Source organism: Neobacillus sp. B4I6, from assembly GCF_050434045.1.
In the GTDB taxonomy this organism is placed as follows: Bacteria; Bacillota; Bacilli; order Bacillales; family Cytobacillaceae; genus Neobacillus.
Genome location: NZ_JBNPWB010000002.1, coordinates 1081685 through 1098299 on the forward strand (window position 1 = coordinate 1081685; position 16615 = coordinate 1098299).

Consider the following 16615-nt stretch of genomic DNA (forward strand, 5'->3'; position numbering starts at 1 on the left):
TCTTATTTAATAAGAAGAAACAAACCTTTTAGGTTAAGTTAGAAAGGGCGCACGGTGAATGCCTTGGCACTAGGAGCCGATGAAGGACGGGACTAACACCGATATGCTTCGGGGAGCTGTAAGTAAGCTTTGATCCGGAGATTTCCGAATGGGGGAACCCACTGTTCGTAATGGAACAGTATCTTTACCTGAATACATAGGGTATGGAAGGCATACCCGGGGAACTGAAACATCTAAGTACCCGGAGGAAGAGAAAGCAAACGCGATTCCCTGAGTAGCGGCGAGCGAAACGGGACATAGCCCAAACCAAGAGGCTTGCCTCTTGGGGTTGTAGGACACTCAACATGGAGTTACAAAGGAACGGGGTAGATGAAGCGACCTGGAAAGGTCCGTCATAGAAGGTAAAAACCCTGTAGTCGAAACTTCGTTCCCTCCTGAGTGGATCCTGAGTACGGCCGGACACGAGAAATCCGGTCGGAAGCAGGGAGGACCATCTCCCAAGGCTAAATACTCCCTAGTGACCGATAGTGAACCAGTACCGTGAGGGAAAGGTGAAAAGCACCCCGGAAGGGGAGTGAAATAGTTCCTGAAACCGTGTGCCTACAAGTAGTTAGAGCCCGTTAATGGGTGATAGCGTGCCTTTTGTAGAATGAACCGGCGAGTTACGATCCCATGCAAGGTTAAGTTGAAGAGACGGAGCCGCAGCGAAAGCGAGTCTGAATAGGGCGTATGAGTATGTGGTCGTAGACCCGAAACCAGGTGATCTACCCATGTCCAGGGTGAAGTCCAGGTAACACTGGATGGAGGCCCGAACCCACGCACGTTGAAAAGTGCGGGGATGAGGTGTGGGTAGCGGAGAAATTCCAATCGAACTTGGAGATAGCTGGTTCTCTCCGAAATAGCTTTAGGGCTAGCCTCACGTAGTAAGAGTCTTGGAGGTAGAGCACTGTTTGGACTAGGGGCCCTCATCGGGTTACCGAATTCAGACAAACTCCGAATGCCAAAGACTTATCCGTGGGAGTCAGACTGCGAGTGATAAGATCCGTAGTCAAAAGGGAAACAGCCCAGACCACCAGCTAAGGTCCCAAAGTATACGTTAAGTGGAAAAGGATGTGGAGTTGTTTAGACAACCAGGATGTTGGCTTAGAAGCAGCCACCATTTAAAGAGTGCGTAATAGCTCACTGGTCGAATGACTCTGCGCCGAAAATGTACCGGGGCTAAACGTATCACCGAAGCTGTGGATTGACATCTCTGATGTCAGTGGTAGGAGAGCGTTCTAAGGGCGTTGAAGCTAGACCGTAAGGACTGGTGGAGCGCTTAGAAGTGAGAATGCCGGTATGAGTAGCGAAAGATGAGTGAGAATCTCATCCACCGAATGCCTAAGGTTTCCTGAGGAAGGCTCGTCCGCTCAGGGTTAGTCGGGACCTAAGCCGAGGCCGAAAGGCGTAGGCGATGGACAACAGGTTGATATTCCTGTACCACCTCTTTATCGTTTGAGCAATGGGGGGACGCAGGAGGATAGGGTAAGCGCGCTGTTGGATATGCGCGTCTAAGCAGTTAGGCTGAGAAGTAGGCAAATCCGCTTCTCGCATAAGGCTGAGCTGTGATAGCGAGGGAAATTTAGTACCGAAGTTCCTGATTCCACACTGCCAAGAAAAGCCTCTAGCGAGATAAAAGGTGCCCGTACCGCAAACCGACACAGGTAGGCGAGGAGAGAATCCTAAGGTGAGCGAGAGAACTCTCGTTAAGGAACTCGGCAAAATGACCCCGTAACTTCGGGAGAAGGGGTGCTTTTTGAGGTGAATAGCCTCGAAGAGCCGCAGTGAATAGGCCCAGGCGACTGTTTAGCAAAAACACAGGTCTCTGCGAAGCCGCAAGGCGAAGTATAGGGGCTGACGCCTGCCCGGTGCTGGAAGGTTAAGAGGAGGGGTTAGCGCAAGCGAAGCTCTGAATCGAAGCCCCAGTAAACGGCGGCCGTAACTATAACGGTCCTAAGGTAGCGAAATTCCTTGTCGGGTAAGTTCCGACCCGCACGAAAGGCGTAACGATCTGGGCACTGTCTCAACGAGAGACTCGGTGAAATTATAGTACCTGTGAAGATGCAGGTTACCCGCGACAGGACGGAAAGACCCCGTGGAGCTTTACTGTAGCCTGATATTGAATTTTGGTACAGCTTGTACAGGATAGGTAGGAGCCTGAGATACGTGAGCGCTAGCTTGCGTGGAGGCGTCGGTGGGATACTACCCTGGCTGTATTGAAATTCTAACCCGCACCCCTGATCGGGGTGGGAGACAGTGTCAGGTGGGCAGTTTGACTGGGGCGGTCGCCTCCTAAAGAGTAACGGAGGCGCCCAAAGGTTCCCTCAGAATGGTTGGAAATCATTCGCAGAGTGTAAAGGCACAAGGGAGCTTGACTGCGAGACCTACAAGTCGAGCAGGGACGAAAGTCGGGCTTAGTGATCCGGTGGTTCCGCATGGAAGGGCCATCGCTCAACGGATAAAAGCTACCCCGGGGATAACAGGCTTATCTCCCCCAAGAGTCCACATCGACGGGGAGGTTTGGCACCTCGATGTCGGCTCATCGCATCCTGGGGCTGTAGTCGGTCCCAAGGGTTGGGCTGTTCGCCCATTAAAGCGGTACGCGAGCTGGGTTCAGAACGTCGTGAGACAGTTCGGTCCCTATCCGTCGTGGGCGCAGGAAATTTGAGAGGAGCTGTCCTTAGTACGAGAGGACCGGGATGGACGCACCGCTGGTGTACCAGTTGTTCTGCCAAGGGCATCGCTGGGTAGCTATGTGCGGACGGGATAAGTGCTGAAAGCATCTAAGCATGAAGCCCCCCTCAAGATGAGATTTCCCATAGCGCAAGCTAGTAAGAACCCTGAAAGATGATCAGGTTGATAGGTCAGAGGTGGAAGCGTGGTAACATGTGGAGCTGACTGATACTAATCGTTCGAGGACTTAACCAATTTATAAGGCATACTCGTTTTACAAACTTCTTCTGCATTATCTAGTTTTGAGGGAATGATATCTCAAAAAACAAGTCTGGCAGCAATGGCGAGAAGGTCACACCCGTTCCCATACCGAACACGGAAGTTAAGCTTCTCAGCGCTGATTGTAGTTGGGACACGCGTCCCTGTGAGAGTAGGACGTTGCCAGGCAAACGAAGTATAACCATTTAAGGTTGTCCTTTTTTATTGGTTTTTAATAAACAAAAAAGGGCAATGATCTCAAAAATCATTGCCCTTTTCCATGTCTGAAATATCGAAGGCTACCGTTTCAATCTTCTTAATACCTTATCTTCAAAATCTGCCTTATTTATATCCAATCCCATAACTTCATTTCTAAAAGTCTTGAAACGTCCATTTTCCACTTCCAGTGTGAAATATCCTCTTTCACTTAAAAGGTTAATGTCCCCAATAATATTTTTCCTGAGTACAGGATCAAATAAATTCACTAAGTTAGGGTTGCTTGGATGAGGTTTGAACACGCATCCTTGTTCCACACATGTTCTTATTATATTTTGCACCTTTGGATGGGCAATACTTTCAATTTTTTTGTTTACTTCGGTACTATACATATTCAATCGTCTCCTTTCCCGTCTTAAAACGATATGCAAATGAATAAACTAATATGCTTACCTAAAAAAGCAACATATTAGTCTATGTAAATATAACAAAAATATAAATGTGTAAATGGAATTTATTTTTATAAAAATGGTTTATAGGCTACTTACTCTAAAGTAATGAATTATTTATAGGTGGGGAAAATGAGACGTAAATTCGATAGGAACTTTCTATGATAAAATAGGTTTATCACTTGAAAATAAATGATTAAGGTGAAGGTAAATGAGCCTAATGACAATTAAATGCCCCGGTTGCGGATTGGTTTCAACGATGGATGCTTGATGTGTGGGGGTGCTGGGAACATCAGCACAAATGGATTAGAAAAGTTACTAATACGTTACTAAGCTAATAAGTGGGGTGTCAGGCACCAGCGACCGTTTTGTTGAAGCGTGACAAGAAATGAGGTATTGGTATGATTCACATCGTAAATGGGGATGTAGTGGGGAACAAGCTAGGAAATCTTCCCGGAGATGTTCTAGTTTGGCGGGAGATGTATGATTTTGGTCCATTATCCGAAGATATTAGGGAGGAAAATTGGATCCATCGCAGGGCACGTTTTTTTGAAGAAAAATTAGCTATTCCTGCTGAGTTATTTAGTCGGAATTGTAAAGACCAAAATCGATATCTTGATGAAATCCCTAGAGATAAAGAGATTGTACTATGGTTTGAGCACGATCGGTATGATCAAACGATGTTAATGTATTTGCTAAACGAATTATCAAAAAAAGAGTATAGAAACCTATGGTTGGTGACTATTGATGAGTATGAGGGGGTAGAACCTTTTTATGGCCTTGGTCAATTATCATCTCAGCAATTGGAAGGACTTTATTATCAAAAGAAACAACTAATAACAGATGAACAAATAATAGAAGCTATTACTGGCTGGAGAGCTTATACATCTAAGAATCCGATAGATATTGAAAAATGGATGGCTTCATCAAATGAAAAATTACCTTCTTTAAAACAGGCATTTCAATCACACTTAAGCTACTTTCCCTCAGTGCATACTGGTCTAAATGTAGTAGAAACCTTAGTTTTAAACTATCTTGATAAAAATACATGCTCGTTTGGAGAATTATTTCAATCGATAAGTATGCAAAGAATTAATGATGGGATAAGTGATCTTTATTTTACGGCCATGCTAAACGAGCTGATGCAGGGACCCTATCCATTGTTGGAATGTGATTCCCCATTACCCAACTATCAAAATCCGGAACCCAGTTCAAAGCTAAGGTTAACTTCCAATGGTTTAGATGTTTTAACTGGACAAAAAGATCATTGTGAATTTGTGGAACGTGATTGGTGGATTGGGGGGGTATTCCAAAAAGAGAATAAATGGTTTTGGGAAGGGAACAAACTTATTAAAAAGGGTGATTAAAAGTAGTGGGGGACTGACCCTTTTAAGTTAATAACAAAGAGCGGGCCCACGGCCACGCTCTTTGTGTGTTATTTTTAAAAGGATTATTCTTTGACGAATTCTTTTGTACTTCTTATGGTATCAATCGGACGAACCAATTTCTCGATTTGTTCCCGTTTTGGTTCTAAGAATGGTGGTAAAGATAATTTTTCACCTAGTGTTTCATAAGGCTCATCTCCCATAAATCCTGGGCCGTCTGTGGCAAACTCAAATAGAATCTGCGGTGCAACTCTTGTATAAAGTGATCCGAAAAAGTAGCGATCGACGAATCCAGATGTTTGGAATCCAAAGCTCTCCATATGTCCAATCCATTCTTCTAGAACGGAACGATCATCGACACGGAATGCCGCATGGTGTACCGTCCCAAATCCTTGGCGTGCTTGAGGAAGAACCGCATTATATTCGACTACTACCTGAGCGCCATTGCCGCCTTTACCTACTTCAAATAAATGAAACGCTCCTTCTTGTGCAATCTCTTTAAATCGAAGAACTTTTTCCATCATTTCTTTAAAGTAATCAAAATTAGCGACACGAACAAAGATCGGGCCTAATCCAGTAATCGCATAGTCTAAAGGAATCGGTCCTTTTTGCCATGGGGTACCAGCTGCAACACCATTATTATTTTCATCTGAAATCAATTGGTATTGCTGGTCATCAAAATCAACAAACGACAGTGTTTTTTTACCAAATTGCTCTTTAATTCCTGTATGTTTTACCTCTAAACGGTCAAAGCGTTTCACCCAAAATTCGATCGCCGCATCAGTTGGGACACGGAAGGAAGTCTTTGAAATTTCGTTGGTACCATGGACCCCTTTAGGAATGCCAGGAAAGTCGAAAAAGGTCATATCGGTTCCGGCACTGCCAATATCATCGGCAAAGAATAAGTGATAGGTTTGAATATCATCTTGGTTAACGGTTTTCTTAACTAAGCGCATCCCTAATACATTCGTAAAAAACTCATAGTTTTTTTCTGCGCTGCTCGTAATGGCTGTTACGTGGTGCATACCTTTTAAATTATTCATTTTGAATCCTCCAATTTATCCTCTATTTTGATTATTTATATTCAATAGACTTATTTAATAAGTATCTTCTTAACCAATTTGAAATATTATCTTTAAACTGATTATCTTCAATTCGAGATAAATATAACATGAAATTAATAGGCTGTCAAAAAGTTCGTCCTTAAAGTTTTCACAATTACCTTGTTACTAATGATGTTAATCACAAACAATCAGTTTAGGAAGTGTTAAGTTATTAATGAGAACAAATATCAAAAGTATTTTGAAATAGTAAAGGAGAATCCTGATATGAGTGAAATCATTAATAACCGTGAACAATTAACTAGTGAAAATACAGAACGCATAGATATACTAAAGCAACTTTTTATGGATCTTCATAATGGACGAAATCTTGATGAGGTTAAAGCTCATTTTGATGCGTTTATCGGGAAAATAACCGTCGATGAAATAACCCAGGTACAACATGATTTTGTCGAAGAGGGAAGTATTTCTGCTGCTGAACTTAAGCATATCTACAAGCAGCATTCAGCCATTTTTCAAGGAACGATCAAAGAAGAAAACCATCAAATTGGAAGAACTGAAGACCAGGCAGGTCATCCAGTTCATACCTTTAAACTCGAAAATCAAGAGGTTGATAAGTTGTTAACCACCAAGCTTCAATTACATTTAGAGGAGTTTGTCAATGATGATTCAGCTGAAAATATCTATAAGCTAATCGAGGATATTAATCTATTGCTTGATATTGATAAGCACTATAGCCGTAAAGAGAATTTCATTTTTCCCTATTTAGAAAAGTACGGGATCTACGGCCCCACAACAAATATGTGGAGAATCGATGATTTCATCAGAGACGCAATTAAGGACAGCAGACAAAAACTTGCCCATTATCACGGCGATAAGCAGGCTGTTATCGGGGTTTTAAATTATGCATTCAAGAAGTAGCGGGAATGATTTATAAAGAGGAAAACATTCTCTTTCCTATGGCTTTGAAGAATTTAACAGAAGATGAATGGGTCAAAATTGCCCATGAAAGTGATGAAATTGGCTTTTGTCTGATCGCTCCTGCAGTAGAATGGAAGCCTGAAAGAAATGCACTAGATGAAAAGGCAATCTCTGAAGGCTATATTAAGATGGAAACCGGTATTCTTTCCTTAAAACAGCTGGAGCTCTTATTAAACCATTTACCCGTTGACATCACCTTCATTGACCAAGATGATGTGGTTCGGTATTTTTCACACTGAAAAGAAAGAATTTTTGCGCGGACGAAAGCAATTATTGGTCGTACCGTTCAAAACTGCCACCCGCCTAGAAGTGTCCATGTCGTAGAGGAACTGTTGGCTGATTTTAAGTCCGGCAAAAAAGAGTCTGAGGATTTTTGGATTAAGTTTAAGGATAAGTATGTCTATATCCGTTATTTTGCTGTTCGTGATGAGAAAGGGAAGTACATTGGCACCCTTGAATTCACGCAAAATATTGACCCAATCAAAGCAATTGAAGGGGAAAAACGATTTTTAGAATAATATATAAAAACTGCCATCCCCCGATGAGATCATGAATCGTCGAGAAATGGCAGTTTTTTTTATAGATTGGTCATATTTTCATTGTTTGAATTTACGACAATTCGAGACAAATACAGAGTTTGCGTCACTTTTAGTGTCGATAAAAAGGCAGGGCATTTTCACAAAGCTGTAACAGGTTAAACGGAAAAGTGGAAGAAAACGGAGATAATAAAAGTATAAGAAGTAAGGGACGTCACATGCTGTCTTTCAAAATATCGAATTTATTGAGCAGCATAAACCTGCCCCCGTTATTTGTGGATGAGTCGGCTAAGGTTCAGCAATGTTTACTGAGTGAAGGCTGTGAAATTTACGGTACGATCGAAAAGTCCGTTGTGTATAGCGGTGTGAAGATCGGAAAGGGGGCGCGAATTAAAAACACAGTCATCTTGCCAAATACCATTATTGAAGAGAACGCCTGGATTGAAAATGCGGTCATCGGCAGCCAAAGGTAGTCAAGAATGGGGTCATCATTGTCTCGAAGGATCCCAATGCGCATTTAATGGTTGTGGGAAATAATGTAACAGTCGACCCGGCGCTTCATGATATTGGATCCAAAAACAATGTGTTAACCGTATCTTCCTAAGAAAATATCTTGATGCTTGTAACACTCGATTATCGGTTCCCTTCCCTAATAAATGAATAAAAAATTAACAATTATATATTTTCAATTATTAAAATGGTAAACTAGTAAAAATATCTTTTATACAAGGGGAAGGTTACGATGATTAAAGCGATTTTTTTTGATTTAGATGATACACTGCTTTGGGATCAAAAAAGTGTGAAGGAGGCTTTTGCTGCTACGTGTAAAGTAGCTGAGGAACGGTATGGGGTCGATGCGGACCAACTAGAAGAAGCCGTTCGAGAGGCAGCAAGAAACATATATGCTTCCTATGAATTTTACCCTTTTACGCAAATGATTGGGATTAATCCGTTTGAAGGGTTATGGGGTAATTTTTTAGATGATCAGGATGATTTTAAAAAGATGAAGGAAATGGTTCCTACCTATCGAAAGGACGCTTGGACAGCTGGTTTGAAATCATTGGGCGTGGATGACACGGATTTTGGATTCGAGTTAGCGGAACGGTTCCCACAAGAGCGTAGAAACCTGCCGTTTGTCTATGAGGAATCATTTAAAATTCTTGATACGTTAAAAGAGAATTACCAGTTGCTGCTGTTAACAAATGGTTCACCCGATCTTCAAAAAACAAAACTAACGATAACACCTGAACTGGTTCCATATTTTGATCAAATTGTTATTTCAGGGGATTTCGGCAGAGGGAAGCCTGATCCGACCATTTTTGAACACGCACTCTCGCTTATGTCGGTTCAAAAGGATGAGGTCCTTATGGTGGGGGATAATTTAATGACAGATATTCTAGGAGCCAATAGGGCAGGAATCAAAACGGTTTGGATTAACCGTCATGAAAAAGCCAGAAATGAAGTTATCCCTACTTATGAGATTACCCATTTGGAAGAACTTTTTCCATTATTAGAGGAATTGAAGAAAAAATAGAAAAAACAAGCTAGTTGAAAGATTGCCGTATAAATAGGGAGTTTCCTATATATACGGCAATTTTTTGTATGGATGAAAATAGTGTGCAACAATTTATTTAGTAATCATGTAACTTTGTTCCTCTTTTCGGCGACTATATGGCTGAGACCAATAAATTGCCTTTTTGGAAAAGGGGAGAAAAGAATTGAGAAACAATAAATTGTTTTTTATTATAAGTTCAGCATTAATGATTGTCCTTTTAGCAGGATGTGGAACAGGTGCTACTACAAAGGGGAGCGCCGAAGGTACTAAGATAGAGCTTCCAAAACAGAATGAGATTGTAGCTAAATTTCACGCAACGATTGAAACAAAAGCAGTGAATGATAAGATGATTATCAAATACAAGGTTAAAAATCTATCAGGCAAACCACAGAAACTTACATTTACTAGTGGCTTAGAAGCTGATTACATTGTTTACGACTTAAAAGGGAAAAAAGTCAAACAATACTCCAAGGAAGTCATGTCAACGCAAGCCATAAAGGAAGTAGAGTTAGCAAATAATCAAGAAATCACAAAAGAATTTACCATTTCAGATCTTCCCAATGGCCAATATAGAATCGAAGTGTTCTTAACAGCAAAAGAAGAGGAAGCTAAAGTAGTGACAGACCTAATCATAAAAAATTCGTTTAGCAAAGGAACCGGTGTGCTGGTTGGCCAAATGGATCCCCATACGATTGAAATCGATATAGAGGGCAAGAAGGTAGCCTTCCAGTTAACAGAGGATGCCATAAAGCAATTATCATCTCTAAAGGAAGGTGAACAGGTTTCATTTTTTTACAAGGAAAATGAAACTGGGCAAAAGCTGATCCAAAAGTTTATCTTGGAAAAGGAATAAATTAATTAAAAAAGCTAAAAGGCCTTTGCTGACTGAAACCAGACAAAGGCCTTTTATTTGACGGGAATTTTATGGTAATTATTTTTCTAGAAAAGTATTGATGAGAAAAATGAAAAATATATAATTTTCACAACTATTTACCAAAATCTTATAAAATAGGTAGAAAAATAAACATCTCTTCTTTCGAAATTATCTAACTAATCTCAAAAATAGGTTGAATTTTTCTCAAGAGGATAGTAATATTATTCTCGGAATATATCATTATATAAATTTTTTAGAATCAATTATTTAGGAAGAGGACATCTAGGTGGGAGTAGCTAATATGCAAAATAAATTACCATTTTCAAGGTATTTCGTTATAGGAGTAATGTTATTTGCCTTGTTTTTCGGGGCAGGGAATTTAATTTTTCCAGCAGCACTTGGTCAAAATGCAGGGTCAAATGTGTGGATGGCGGTGACAGGCTTTTTAATTACCGGAATAGGGCTTCCGTTTCTTGGAATCCTTGCAATGGGGTTCTCGGGGAGCAAGAACTTAGAGGAGCTGGCAAGCAGGGTCCACCCGCTCTATGGGGTTATTTTCACATCGCTTCTTTATTTGACGATTGGGCCATTTTTTGCTGCACCTAGGACGGGCGCAGTAGCCTATGATATTGGGATTGCACCGTTTGTAAGTGAAAGTTTTGGTCAAATTGGATTATTTGTATTCACTGGTTTGTTTTTTATTGTGACCTTGTGGTTTTCATTAAACCCAGCAAAGCTTGTGGACCGTGTGGGGAAAATCTTATCTCCTGCTATTATCATTCTAATTTTTATCTTATTAGTAATGGTTATTGTCAAGCCAATCGGTTCAATTGAGGCACCACAAGCAACATATGCAAGCGGGGCGTTCATGAAAGGATTTATGGAAGGTTATAACACAATGGATGCACTTGCATCGCTTGTATTTGGGATCATCGTTATCAATTCAATTCGTTCGATGGGTGTAACGTCTACACGAGGTATCCTTATAGCATCAGCTAAGTCTGGACTGATTGCGACCATTTTTCTTGGAATCATCTACGTGGGCGTTGCTTATTTAGGGGCGTCAAGCACAAGTGCGTTCGGACTTTTTGATACTGGAGGTCCTGTTCTGGGAAAGGCAGCTTCCTATTATTTTGGAACATTTGGCACGGTTATGTTGTCGGTTATTATCTTACTCGCTTGTCTAACAACGAGCATTGGCTTGATGACAGCTTGCGGCGAATACTTCCATACACTGGTACCGAAAATCAGTTACAAAATGTGGGTGCTTTTCTTTTCGCTCGTTTCGTTTGTTATCGCAAACTTCGGTTTAGCGAATATCATTAATTTTTCCATACCTGTATTAATGTTTTTATATCCATTGTCGATTGCCTTAATGCTGTTGACTTTTTTGTCCAAGCTGTTTAACCATTCACGGATTGTTTATGTAACAGCCATTTCAGTCACCTTTATGATTAGTATTATCGATGGGCTTAAAACATTCTGTGATCTGGTTGGAATCGAATATTTTGGGTGGCTAGCGCAGATTGTTGCGTTTTATGATCGAGTATTGCCTTTTTATAACAAGGGGCTCGGCTGGCTGCTGCCTGTTTTGGTTACAATCTTAATAACAGGGATTTTTGTCAGAGGGCAGAATTTCTCCGCACACCGCGTAAAGAATAAGACTGAAAGTGCCTTATAGCATTGTAAAAACATCAAAAAATAAAATTAATCCTAAATACCTATTTGCATTCCTTACTAATCTCTGTTATAGTAAGGAAGAATTATTTTTGTTAGTCGGTAGGATAATAAGTGCTAAACTTTCTGTCTTGAAGATCTGAGCAAGGATAGTAACACAATGTGTGCACAGCACACGAGGAGGAAACAACAAATGGAACAAGGTAAAGTGAAATGGTTTAATGCAGAAAAAGGATTCGGATTCATCGAACGCGAAGCAGGGGACGATGTATTCGTACACTTCTCAGCTATCCAAAGCGAAGGCTTCAAATCTTTAGACGAAGGTCAAGCTGTAACATTTGAAGTAGAACAAGGTCAACGTGGACCCCAAGCTACTAACGTTCGTAAAGCATAATAAGAACCAAAATATAAAAAGACTCTCTTTATGGGAGTCTTTTTTTGTTGGTAAAAATCGAAGCAAATAAAAAACCCTACTCTGCAGTTGAGTAGGGCGGTCTTATGAAAACGTAAAGTAAATGGTAAACAAAGTATAGCATACATTCCTTCCAATCCCTAATTTTTTTAAATTGATAGAAAATTACTAACTATAATTCCTTTATAAGCTCATATAGGATGAATATTTAAGGTGAAGGTTCAATAAGTTAAGAAGTAACTCGGGTTTGTTTTTGATAACGTGTTTTTAAGATTCCTGTTGGCTTTTCCCAAAAGTAAGGCAAGTGGACAGTATTTTGATTGAATATTTCTATTAATTCATGAAAATTCTTCATTTCATATACATTAAAGGCGACACCATTTTCGGTTTTTACCTGAAAATAACGTGTTGTTGTGTTATTTTCACCTGCAGATTCTCTTTCGTAATAGAGGGTTTCGGTAACTTGCTCCCAGGCGTAGTCGTTTACAAAGATTCCTTTTCGCTTATTAATGATTGTGACAGTGAACCCTTTTTCACGACAGGAAACGGTGGTGTCGTTGCCAAAATATCGCATCCACAAAAAAATAACAACTCCAATCACAAAGATAAACGAACCAATCCAAATATTGAGAAACATGAATCCTATCCCGATAACACCAAAAATGATTCCAAAAACAACGGAAGATTTGGAAGACGTTTTATTCGAAAATTCTCTGTTAATGAAAATCCCCCCTTTAGTAAGAAGGGTATGCAGTCCTTGGTATTAAATGACTGGACGTGCCTTACAGACTATATAAAAATTAAACGACAAAAAACTGCGTCCCCCATTTTGAGGTGACGCAGTTGTTCAAGCAGGAAAATTTAGTATTTAATTATAGGTCGTTGCTCTTCTGTGTTCAATAATTGTAAAAGCTCTCGAACAGCATAGGCAAAACCATCTTCGTCATTAGTCTTTGTGATGATATCGGCTTTTTGCTGAACATGGACAGGGGCATTTCCCATGGCAACTGAAGTGGTAGCTACTTCAAACTGGGCAAGGTCATTGCCTCCATCCCCAAAAGCGATTATTTCATCAAAAGAAAGATTCAACATTTTTTGGTAACGTAATAGAGCTTTTCCTTTATGTGCTTCGTTTGAAGTGATTTCCACATTATTTGGAAAGGAGGAAGCGATCGAAATATCAAATTTCCCTGCTAATGCCGCTTTAACCTCTGCTATCATTTCTATTTGATCCGGGTGTACTAAGGCAATAAGTTTATAGATTTTTAGATTGTCTTTTTCAAGAATTTCATCATAATTGAATTCTTGAAAAAGGGTATCGAGCTCTTGATTACTTTTCCCATGCAATGGAGGCAATGTCGAAGGGAAACCGCCATAATTGGTGTAAACCAAAATACCAACGCCGAGTTCTTTTAATATCGTAAAAATAGTTTTATAGGTTGAAACTGTTAATGTAGCCTCGTACAGCATTTCTCTCGTTTCTGAATATAAAACAGAACCATTGATACAAAAAATCGGAATCTCCATATTTTGAACGGCTTTTAATTTAATGACATCAGCATAAGCACGACCTGTGTTCAAAATAAGGCAGTGGCCTGAGTCCTTCAATTCGTTTAAAGCCTTCACATTCTCCAAGCTTATTTCATGCTGAGAGTTTAATAAGGTACCATCTAAATCGATTGAAATACATTTCATATTTGTCATATTTCCTTTCCATTCCATCATAAAACTACTATAGCAGATTTTAACCAGAAAATGTGTTTCCAAATTTATGTTGGTGCCTGACACCATTTTACACGAAAGGATGTTTGGATAGTTGCCATAATCGTTGAATTAACTTTTTTTTCTTCTATAATGAAAACAATAAGTTAATGGAGGATGTATTTTTTTGAAAATCCTCACGTTCCTTTTTCACGAATCGTTTTTACCGATTAAAAGTTAAGGGGTGACTGGTGATGATTTTGAGAAGTAGCGAAATTACTGGATTTCTAAATCATTTTGATAGGTATGCTAATTGGGATGGGACGAAATATTTTCTTACTTTAAATACAGTCAGTCCGAATGGAACGCTTACGATTATGAAGTATCCTGATGGAAAGTTTACCTACCACCGAAAAAACGAACATTATTGGGACATTAGAGAAATAGATATTGAATTAGAAATGTTATCGGACATTATTTGGGGATTTAGGAAAACTATTAATGAACTTATTTTAGAAAGTACAATCGTACTTTAATTGTTCCGATAAAGCGAAGCCTTTGACCCGTCAAGGGCTTTTTTTTCTGATCATTTTCCTTATAGATGGAAAGTATTTTTTCGGGAATTATTGGTTAATATAAAGTCGAGGTGATGGAATGGCTACGGCAAATATTGGCGATGTTATTTCCTTTAGTCGTGAAGGAAAAAATCATGAAGGTGTCGTTTCTGGTATTAGGGAAAATTCTGTTATGGTCCAATATGGTTATTCGAAAGATAAGGATGAACCACTTACTACCATTGTAAACCATAAAAATTACAAAATTAAGAAGTCGAAAAGTTGACCCTCTTGCTTTACATAATAGTTTGATATAAACCCCTATATGTAAAATAAGCCAGAAAAAACTCAAGTGTAAAGAAAAAAAATAAGTACAAAATTCGAGTGAGGGACTAAGTCTCTACTCGATTTTTTTTGTGATAAAGGTAGTTAAATGCTAAATTCAGAAAAATTAAATTATTAATTGACAAATCCCTATTTTTGGGACAAGAATAGAATTGTGATGTATACATCAAAGGGACCAATACGCGAAAAAATTACCCATCACTCTCATTTAATAAAAGAGGAGTTGGTTATATGATTTCCCCGTTAACCCCATTAGATTGGAAACGCCGGGCGGTGAAGTATTATCCGAATAAAACAGCCGTCATCGATGGAGAAAAGGAATTTACATATCAAGAATTTGGCAAGCGAATCGATCAGCTTTCTGCTGCTCTCCTTCAAGCAGGAATCATCCAAGGTGATCATGTAGCGGTCATGTTGCCTAACACGCATTATATGCTGGAGTGCTTTTATGGAATCTGCCAGCTTGGCGCGGTCATGGTACCGCTAAATTACAGGCTTACTGCGGATGACCTAGAGTATATCATTCGTCACAGTGATGCGAAAATGTTAATTGTCGATGAAGAATTTTGCGGCCCGATTGAGAAAATAATCGATAATCTTTCCCTCGAACAAATTATTATTGTATCTGTACAGGGACAGGATACTTCTTTAATGGGCATCGATTATGAGGATTTTTTGCAACATACTTTGGAAACGGTTACAATTCCAGAGATGGATATTGATGAAAATCAACTGCTAACTTTAAATTATACGAGCGGGACGACTTCAAGACCCAAGGGAGTCATGCTTACACATCGAGGGAATTATTTAAATGCTGCTAATTTCATGTATCATTTAGGTGTCAACCATGATGATGTCTATCTCCATACACTTCCGATGTTTCATGCAAATGGCTGGGGCGGTGTTTGGGCGATTACGGCTACAGGCGGTACCCATGTATGTCTCAGAAAAGTTGAGCCGCCCCTTATACTTGAATTATTTGAAAAGAAGAAAATCACGCTTTTATGCGGTGCGCCAACGGTCGTGAATATGCTGGTCAATGAGCCAAAGGCAAAGGAAATTAAGATTACTACCACCCCACGGATGGCGACAGCCGGTGCACCTCCTGCAGCAGCACTGATTCATAAAGCACAAGAAATTCTGGGTTTAAATATGATACATGTCTATGGTCTAACGGAAACCTCTCCTTTCATCCTTTACTGTGAGTGGAAAAAAGAATTTGATGCAATGACAGCTGATGAACAAGCAGCGATCAAGGCAAGACAAGGGATTGAACTTGCTTTCAATGGCGAAACAAAGGTTGTACATCAAGATGGGGAGGAAGTGGCCTGGAACGGAGAAGAATTAGGAGAAATCATCACGCGTGGTAACGTCGTCATGGCAGGTTATTACAAGGATCCAATCACCACTGCAGCGGCAATCAGGGGCGGCTGGTTCCATACGGGAGATTTGGCTGTCACTCACCCAGATGGGTTCATCGAAATACGAGATCGTGCCAAGGATTTGATTATTTCTGGTGGAGAGAATATCTCTTCTACAGAGGTTGAAGGAGTTCTCTATAAGCACCCGGCTGTCTTGGAAACTGCAGTGATTGCGATCCCGGATGAAAAGTGGGGCGAGGTTCCAAAGGCAATTATCGTGTTAAAACCTGAGGCGAATGTAACTGAAGATGAAATCGTCCAGTTCTGCCGGTCAGAGTTAGCACATTTTAAAGCACCGAAGGCAGTTGAATTCGTAGAAGCTTTACCAAAAACAGCAACCGGTAAATTGCAAAAATTTCGTTTAAGAGAAATGTACTGGACCGGTCCGAAGAGAGTCAATTAATTAGATTGAATTTGGAGTTCTTTTCCCTTAGTGAGGGGAAGGACTCCTTTTTTCGTTTGTCGGCATGCAAACGGA

At 40.1% G+C, this 16615-nt stretch carries 13 protein-coding genes, 2 rRNA genes and 1 pseudogene; 12 read left to right on the top strand and 4 right to left on the bottom strand.

From position 1 onward, the window contains the following. Positions 1-31 precede the first annotated feature (31 nt). Together QF028_RS07380 and rrf are read left to right on the top strand one after the other, a co-directional pair. Positions 32-2967, top strand: a 23S ribosomal RNA gene (locus QF028_RS07380). Positions 2968-3042: 75 nt separating this feature from the next. Beyond that, positions 3043-3159 (top strand): 5S ribosomal RNA (gene rrf / locus QF028_RS07385). Positions 3160-3269: 110 nt separating this feature from the next. On the opposite strand, the gene QF028_RS07390 is transcribed toward rrf, so the two are convergent. After that, positions 3270-3578: a hypothetical protein gene (locus tag QF028_RS07390; protein ID WP_098933185.1), complete on the bottom strand. Its 309-nt coding sequence runs from the start codon at positions 3576-3578 to the stop codon at positions 3270-3272. A gap of 458 nt (positions 3579-4036) precedes the next feature. Between QF028_RS07390 and QF028_RS07395 the strand changes: the two genes are divergently transcribed. Then, positions 4037-5002, top strand: a complete 966-nt coding sequence (locus QF028_RS07395; protein ID WP_429464663.1) for a DUF1835 domain-containing protein — start codon at positions 4037-4039, stop codon at positions 5000-5002. Between the two features lie 83 nt (positions 5003-5085). On the opposite strand, the gene QF028_RS07400 is transcribed toward QF028_RS07395, so the two are convergent. Then, on the bottom strand, positions 5086-6063 hold the full coding sequence (locus QF028_RS07400) for a ring-cleaving dioxygenase (protein ID WP_429464664.1): 978 nt from the start codon (positions 6061-6063) through the stop codon (positions 5086-5088). 285 nt (positions 6064-6348) lie between these two features. On the opposite strand from QF028_RS07400, the pseudogene QF028_RS07405 reads away from it, so the two are divergent. The 6 genes and pseudogenes from QF028_RS07405 to QF028_RS07430 all read left to right on the top strand — a co-directional run bounded on the left by QF028_RS07405 (position 6349) and on the right by QF028_RS07430 (position 12098). After that, positions 6349-7580 (top strand): annotated as a pseudogene (locus QF028_RS07405) (DUF438 domain-containing protein). Between the two features lie 236 nt (positions 7581-7816). Beyond that, positions 7817-8071, top strand: a complete 255-nt coding sequence (locus QF028_RS07410) for a hypothetical protein (RefSeq protein ID WP_429464665.1) — start codon at positions 7817-7819, stop codon at positions 8069-8071. Positions 8072-8340: 269 nt separating this feature from the next. After that, entirely contained in the window at positions 8341-9132 is a 792-nt protein-coding gene (locus QF028_RS07415; RefSeq protein WP_410885460.1) for an HAD family hydrolase, read from the top strand. Positions 9133-9316: 184 nt separating this feature from the next. Then, complete coding sequence (locus tag QF028_RS07420; protein WP_429464666.1) at positions 9317-10006, top strand: BsuPI-related putative proteinase inhibitor; 690 nt, start codon at positions 9317-9319, stop codon at positions 10004-10006. Between the two features lie 322 nt (positions 10007-10328). Continuing rightward, a complete protein-coding gene (gene brnQ, locus QF028_RS07425) occupies positions 10329-11708 on the top strand; it encodes a branched-chain amino acid transport system II carrier protein (protein ID WP_429464667.1) in 1380 nt (459 codons plus the stop codon). Positions 11709-11897: 189 nt separating this feature from the next. Next, positions 11898-12098, top strand: a complete 201-nt coding sequence (locus QF028_RS07430) for a cold-shock protein (RefSeq protein WP_007083691.1) — start codon at positions 11898-11900, stop codon at positions 12096-12098. 247 nt (positions 12099-12345) lie between these two features. Here the strand turns inward: QF028_RS07430 and QF028_RS07435 are convergent, their stop codons facing one another. Next, positions 12346-12753: a hypothetical protein gene (locus QF028_RS07435; RefSeq protein WP_429464668.1), complete on the bottom strand. Its 408-nt coding sequence runs from the start codon at positions 12751-12753 to the stop codon at positions 12346-12348. Positions 12754-12977: 224 nt separating this feature from the next. Beyond that, positions 12978-13820, bottom strand: coding sequence for an HAD family hydrolase (locus QF028_RS07440; RefSeq protein WP_429464669.1), 843 nt, complete (start codon positions 13818-13820; stop codon positions 12978-12980). Between the two features lie 251 nt (positions 13821-14071). Between QF028_RS07440 and QF028_RS07445 the strand changes: the two genes are divergently transcribed. The 3 genes from QF028_RS07445 (at position 14072) to QF028_RS07455 (ending at position 16540) form a co-directional block, all read left to right on the top strand. Next, positions 14072-14353 (top strand): hypothetical protein, encoded by a 282-nt coding sequence (locus tag QF028_RS07445; protein WP_429464670.1) that lies wholly within the window; start codon positions 14072-14074, stop codon positions 14351-14353. Positions 14354-14471: 118 nt separating this feature from the next. After that, positions 14472-14657 carry a DUF2187 family protein gene (locus QF028_RS07450; RefSeq protein WP_088088472.1) on the top strand — a complete coding sequence of 62 codons (186 nt, stop codon included), beginning with the start codon at positions 14472-14474 and terminating at the stop codon, positions 14655-14657. 290 nt (positions 14658-14947) lie between these two features. Further along, positions 14948-16540 (top strand): long-chain-fatty-acid--CoA ligase, encoded by a 1593-nt coding sequence (locus QF028_RS07455; protein ID WP_429464671.1) that lies wholly within the window; start codon positions 14948-14950, stop codon positions 16538-16540. The last annotated feature ends 75 nt before the right edge of the window (positions 16541-16615 follow it).

Excerpts from the sequence above, each read along its gene's own strand:
- QF028_RS07440 (WP_429464669.1), bottom strand. The coding sequence starts at position 13,820 with ATGACAAATATGAAATGTATTTCAATCGATTTAGATGGTACCTTATTA.
- QF028_RS07450 (WP_088088472.1), top strand. The coding sequence starts at position 14,472 with ATGGCTACGGCAAATATTGGCGATGTTATTTCCTTTAGTCGTGAAGGA.
- QF028_RS07445 (WP_429464670.1), top strand. The coding sequence starts at position 14,072 with ATGATTTTGAGAAGTAGCGAAATTACTGGATTTCTAAATCATTTTGAT.
- QF028_RS07435 (WP_429464668.1), bottom strand. The coding sequence starts at position 12,753 with ATGTTTCTCAATATTTGGATTGGTTCGTTTATCTTTGTGATTGGAGTT.
- QF028_RS07410 (WP_429464665.1), top strand. The coding sequence starts at position 7,817 with ATGCTGTCTTTCAAAATATCGAATTTATTGAGCAGCATAAACCTGCCC.
- QF028_RS07415 (WP_410885460.1), top strand. The coding sequence starts at position 8,341 with ATGATTAAAGCGATTTTTTTTGATTTAGATGATACACTGCTTTGGGAT.
- QF028_RS07455 (WP_429464671.1), top strand. The coding sequence starts at position 14,948 with ATGATTTCCCCGTTAACCCCATTAGATTGGAAACGCCGGGCGGTGAAG.
- brnQ (WP_429464667.1), top strand. The coding sequence starts at position 10,329 with ATGCAAAATAAATTACCATTTTCAAGGTATTTCGTTATAGGAGTAATG.
- QF028_RS07400 (WP_429464664.1), bottom strand. The coding sequence starts at position 6,063 with ATGAATAATTTAAAAGGTATGCACCACGTAACAGCCATTACGAGCAGC.
- QF028_RS07390 (WP_098933185.1), bottom strand. The coding sequence starts at position 3,578 with ATGTATAGTACCGAAGTAAACAAAAAAATTGAAAGTATTGCCCATCCA.
- QF028_RS07430 (WP_007083691.1), top strand. The coding sequence starts at position 11,898 with ATGGAACAAGGTAAAGTGAAATGGTTTAATGCAGAAAAAGGATTCGGA.
- QF028_RS07395 (WP_429464663.1), top strand. The coding sequence starts at position 4,037 with ATGATTCACATCGTAAATGGGGATGTAGTGGGGAACAAGCTAGGAAAT.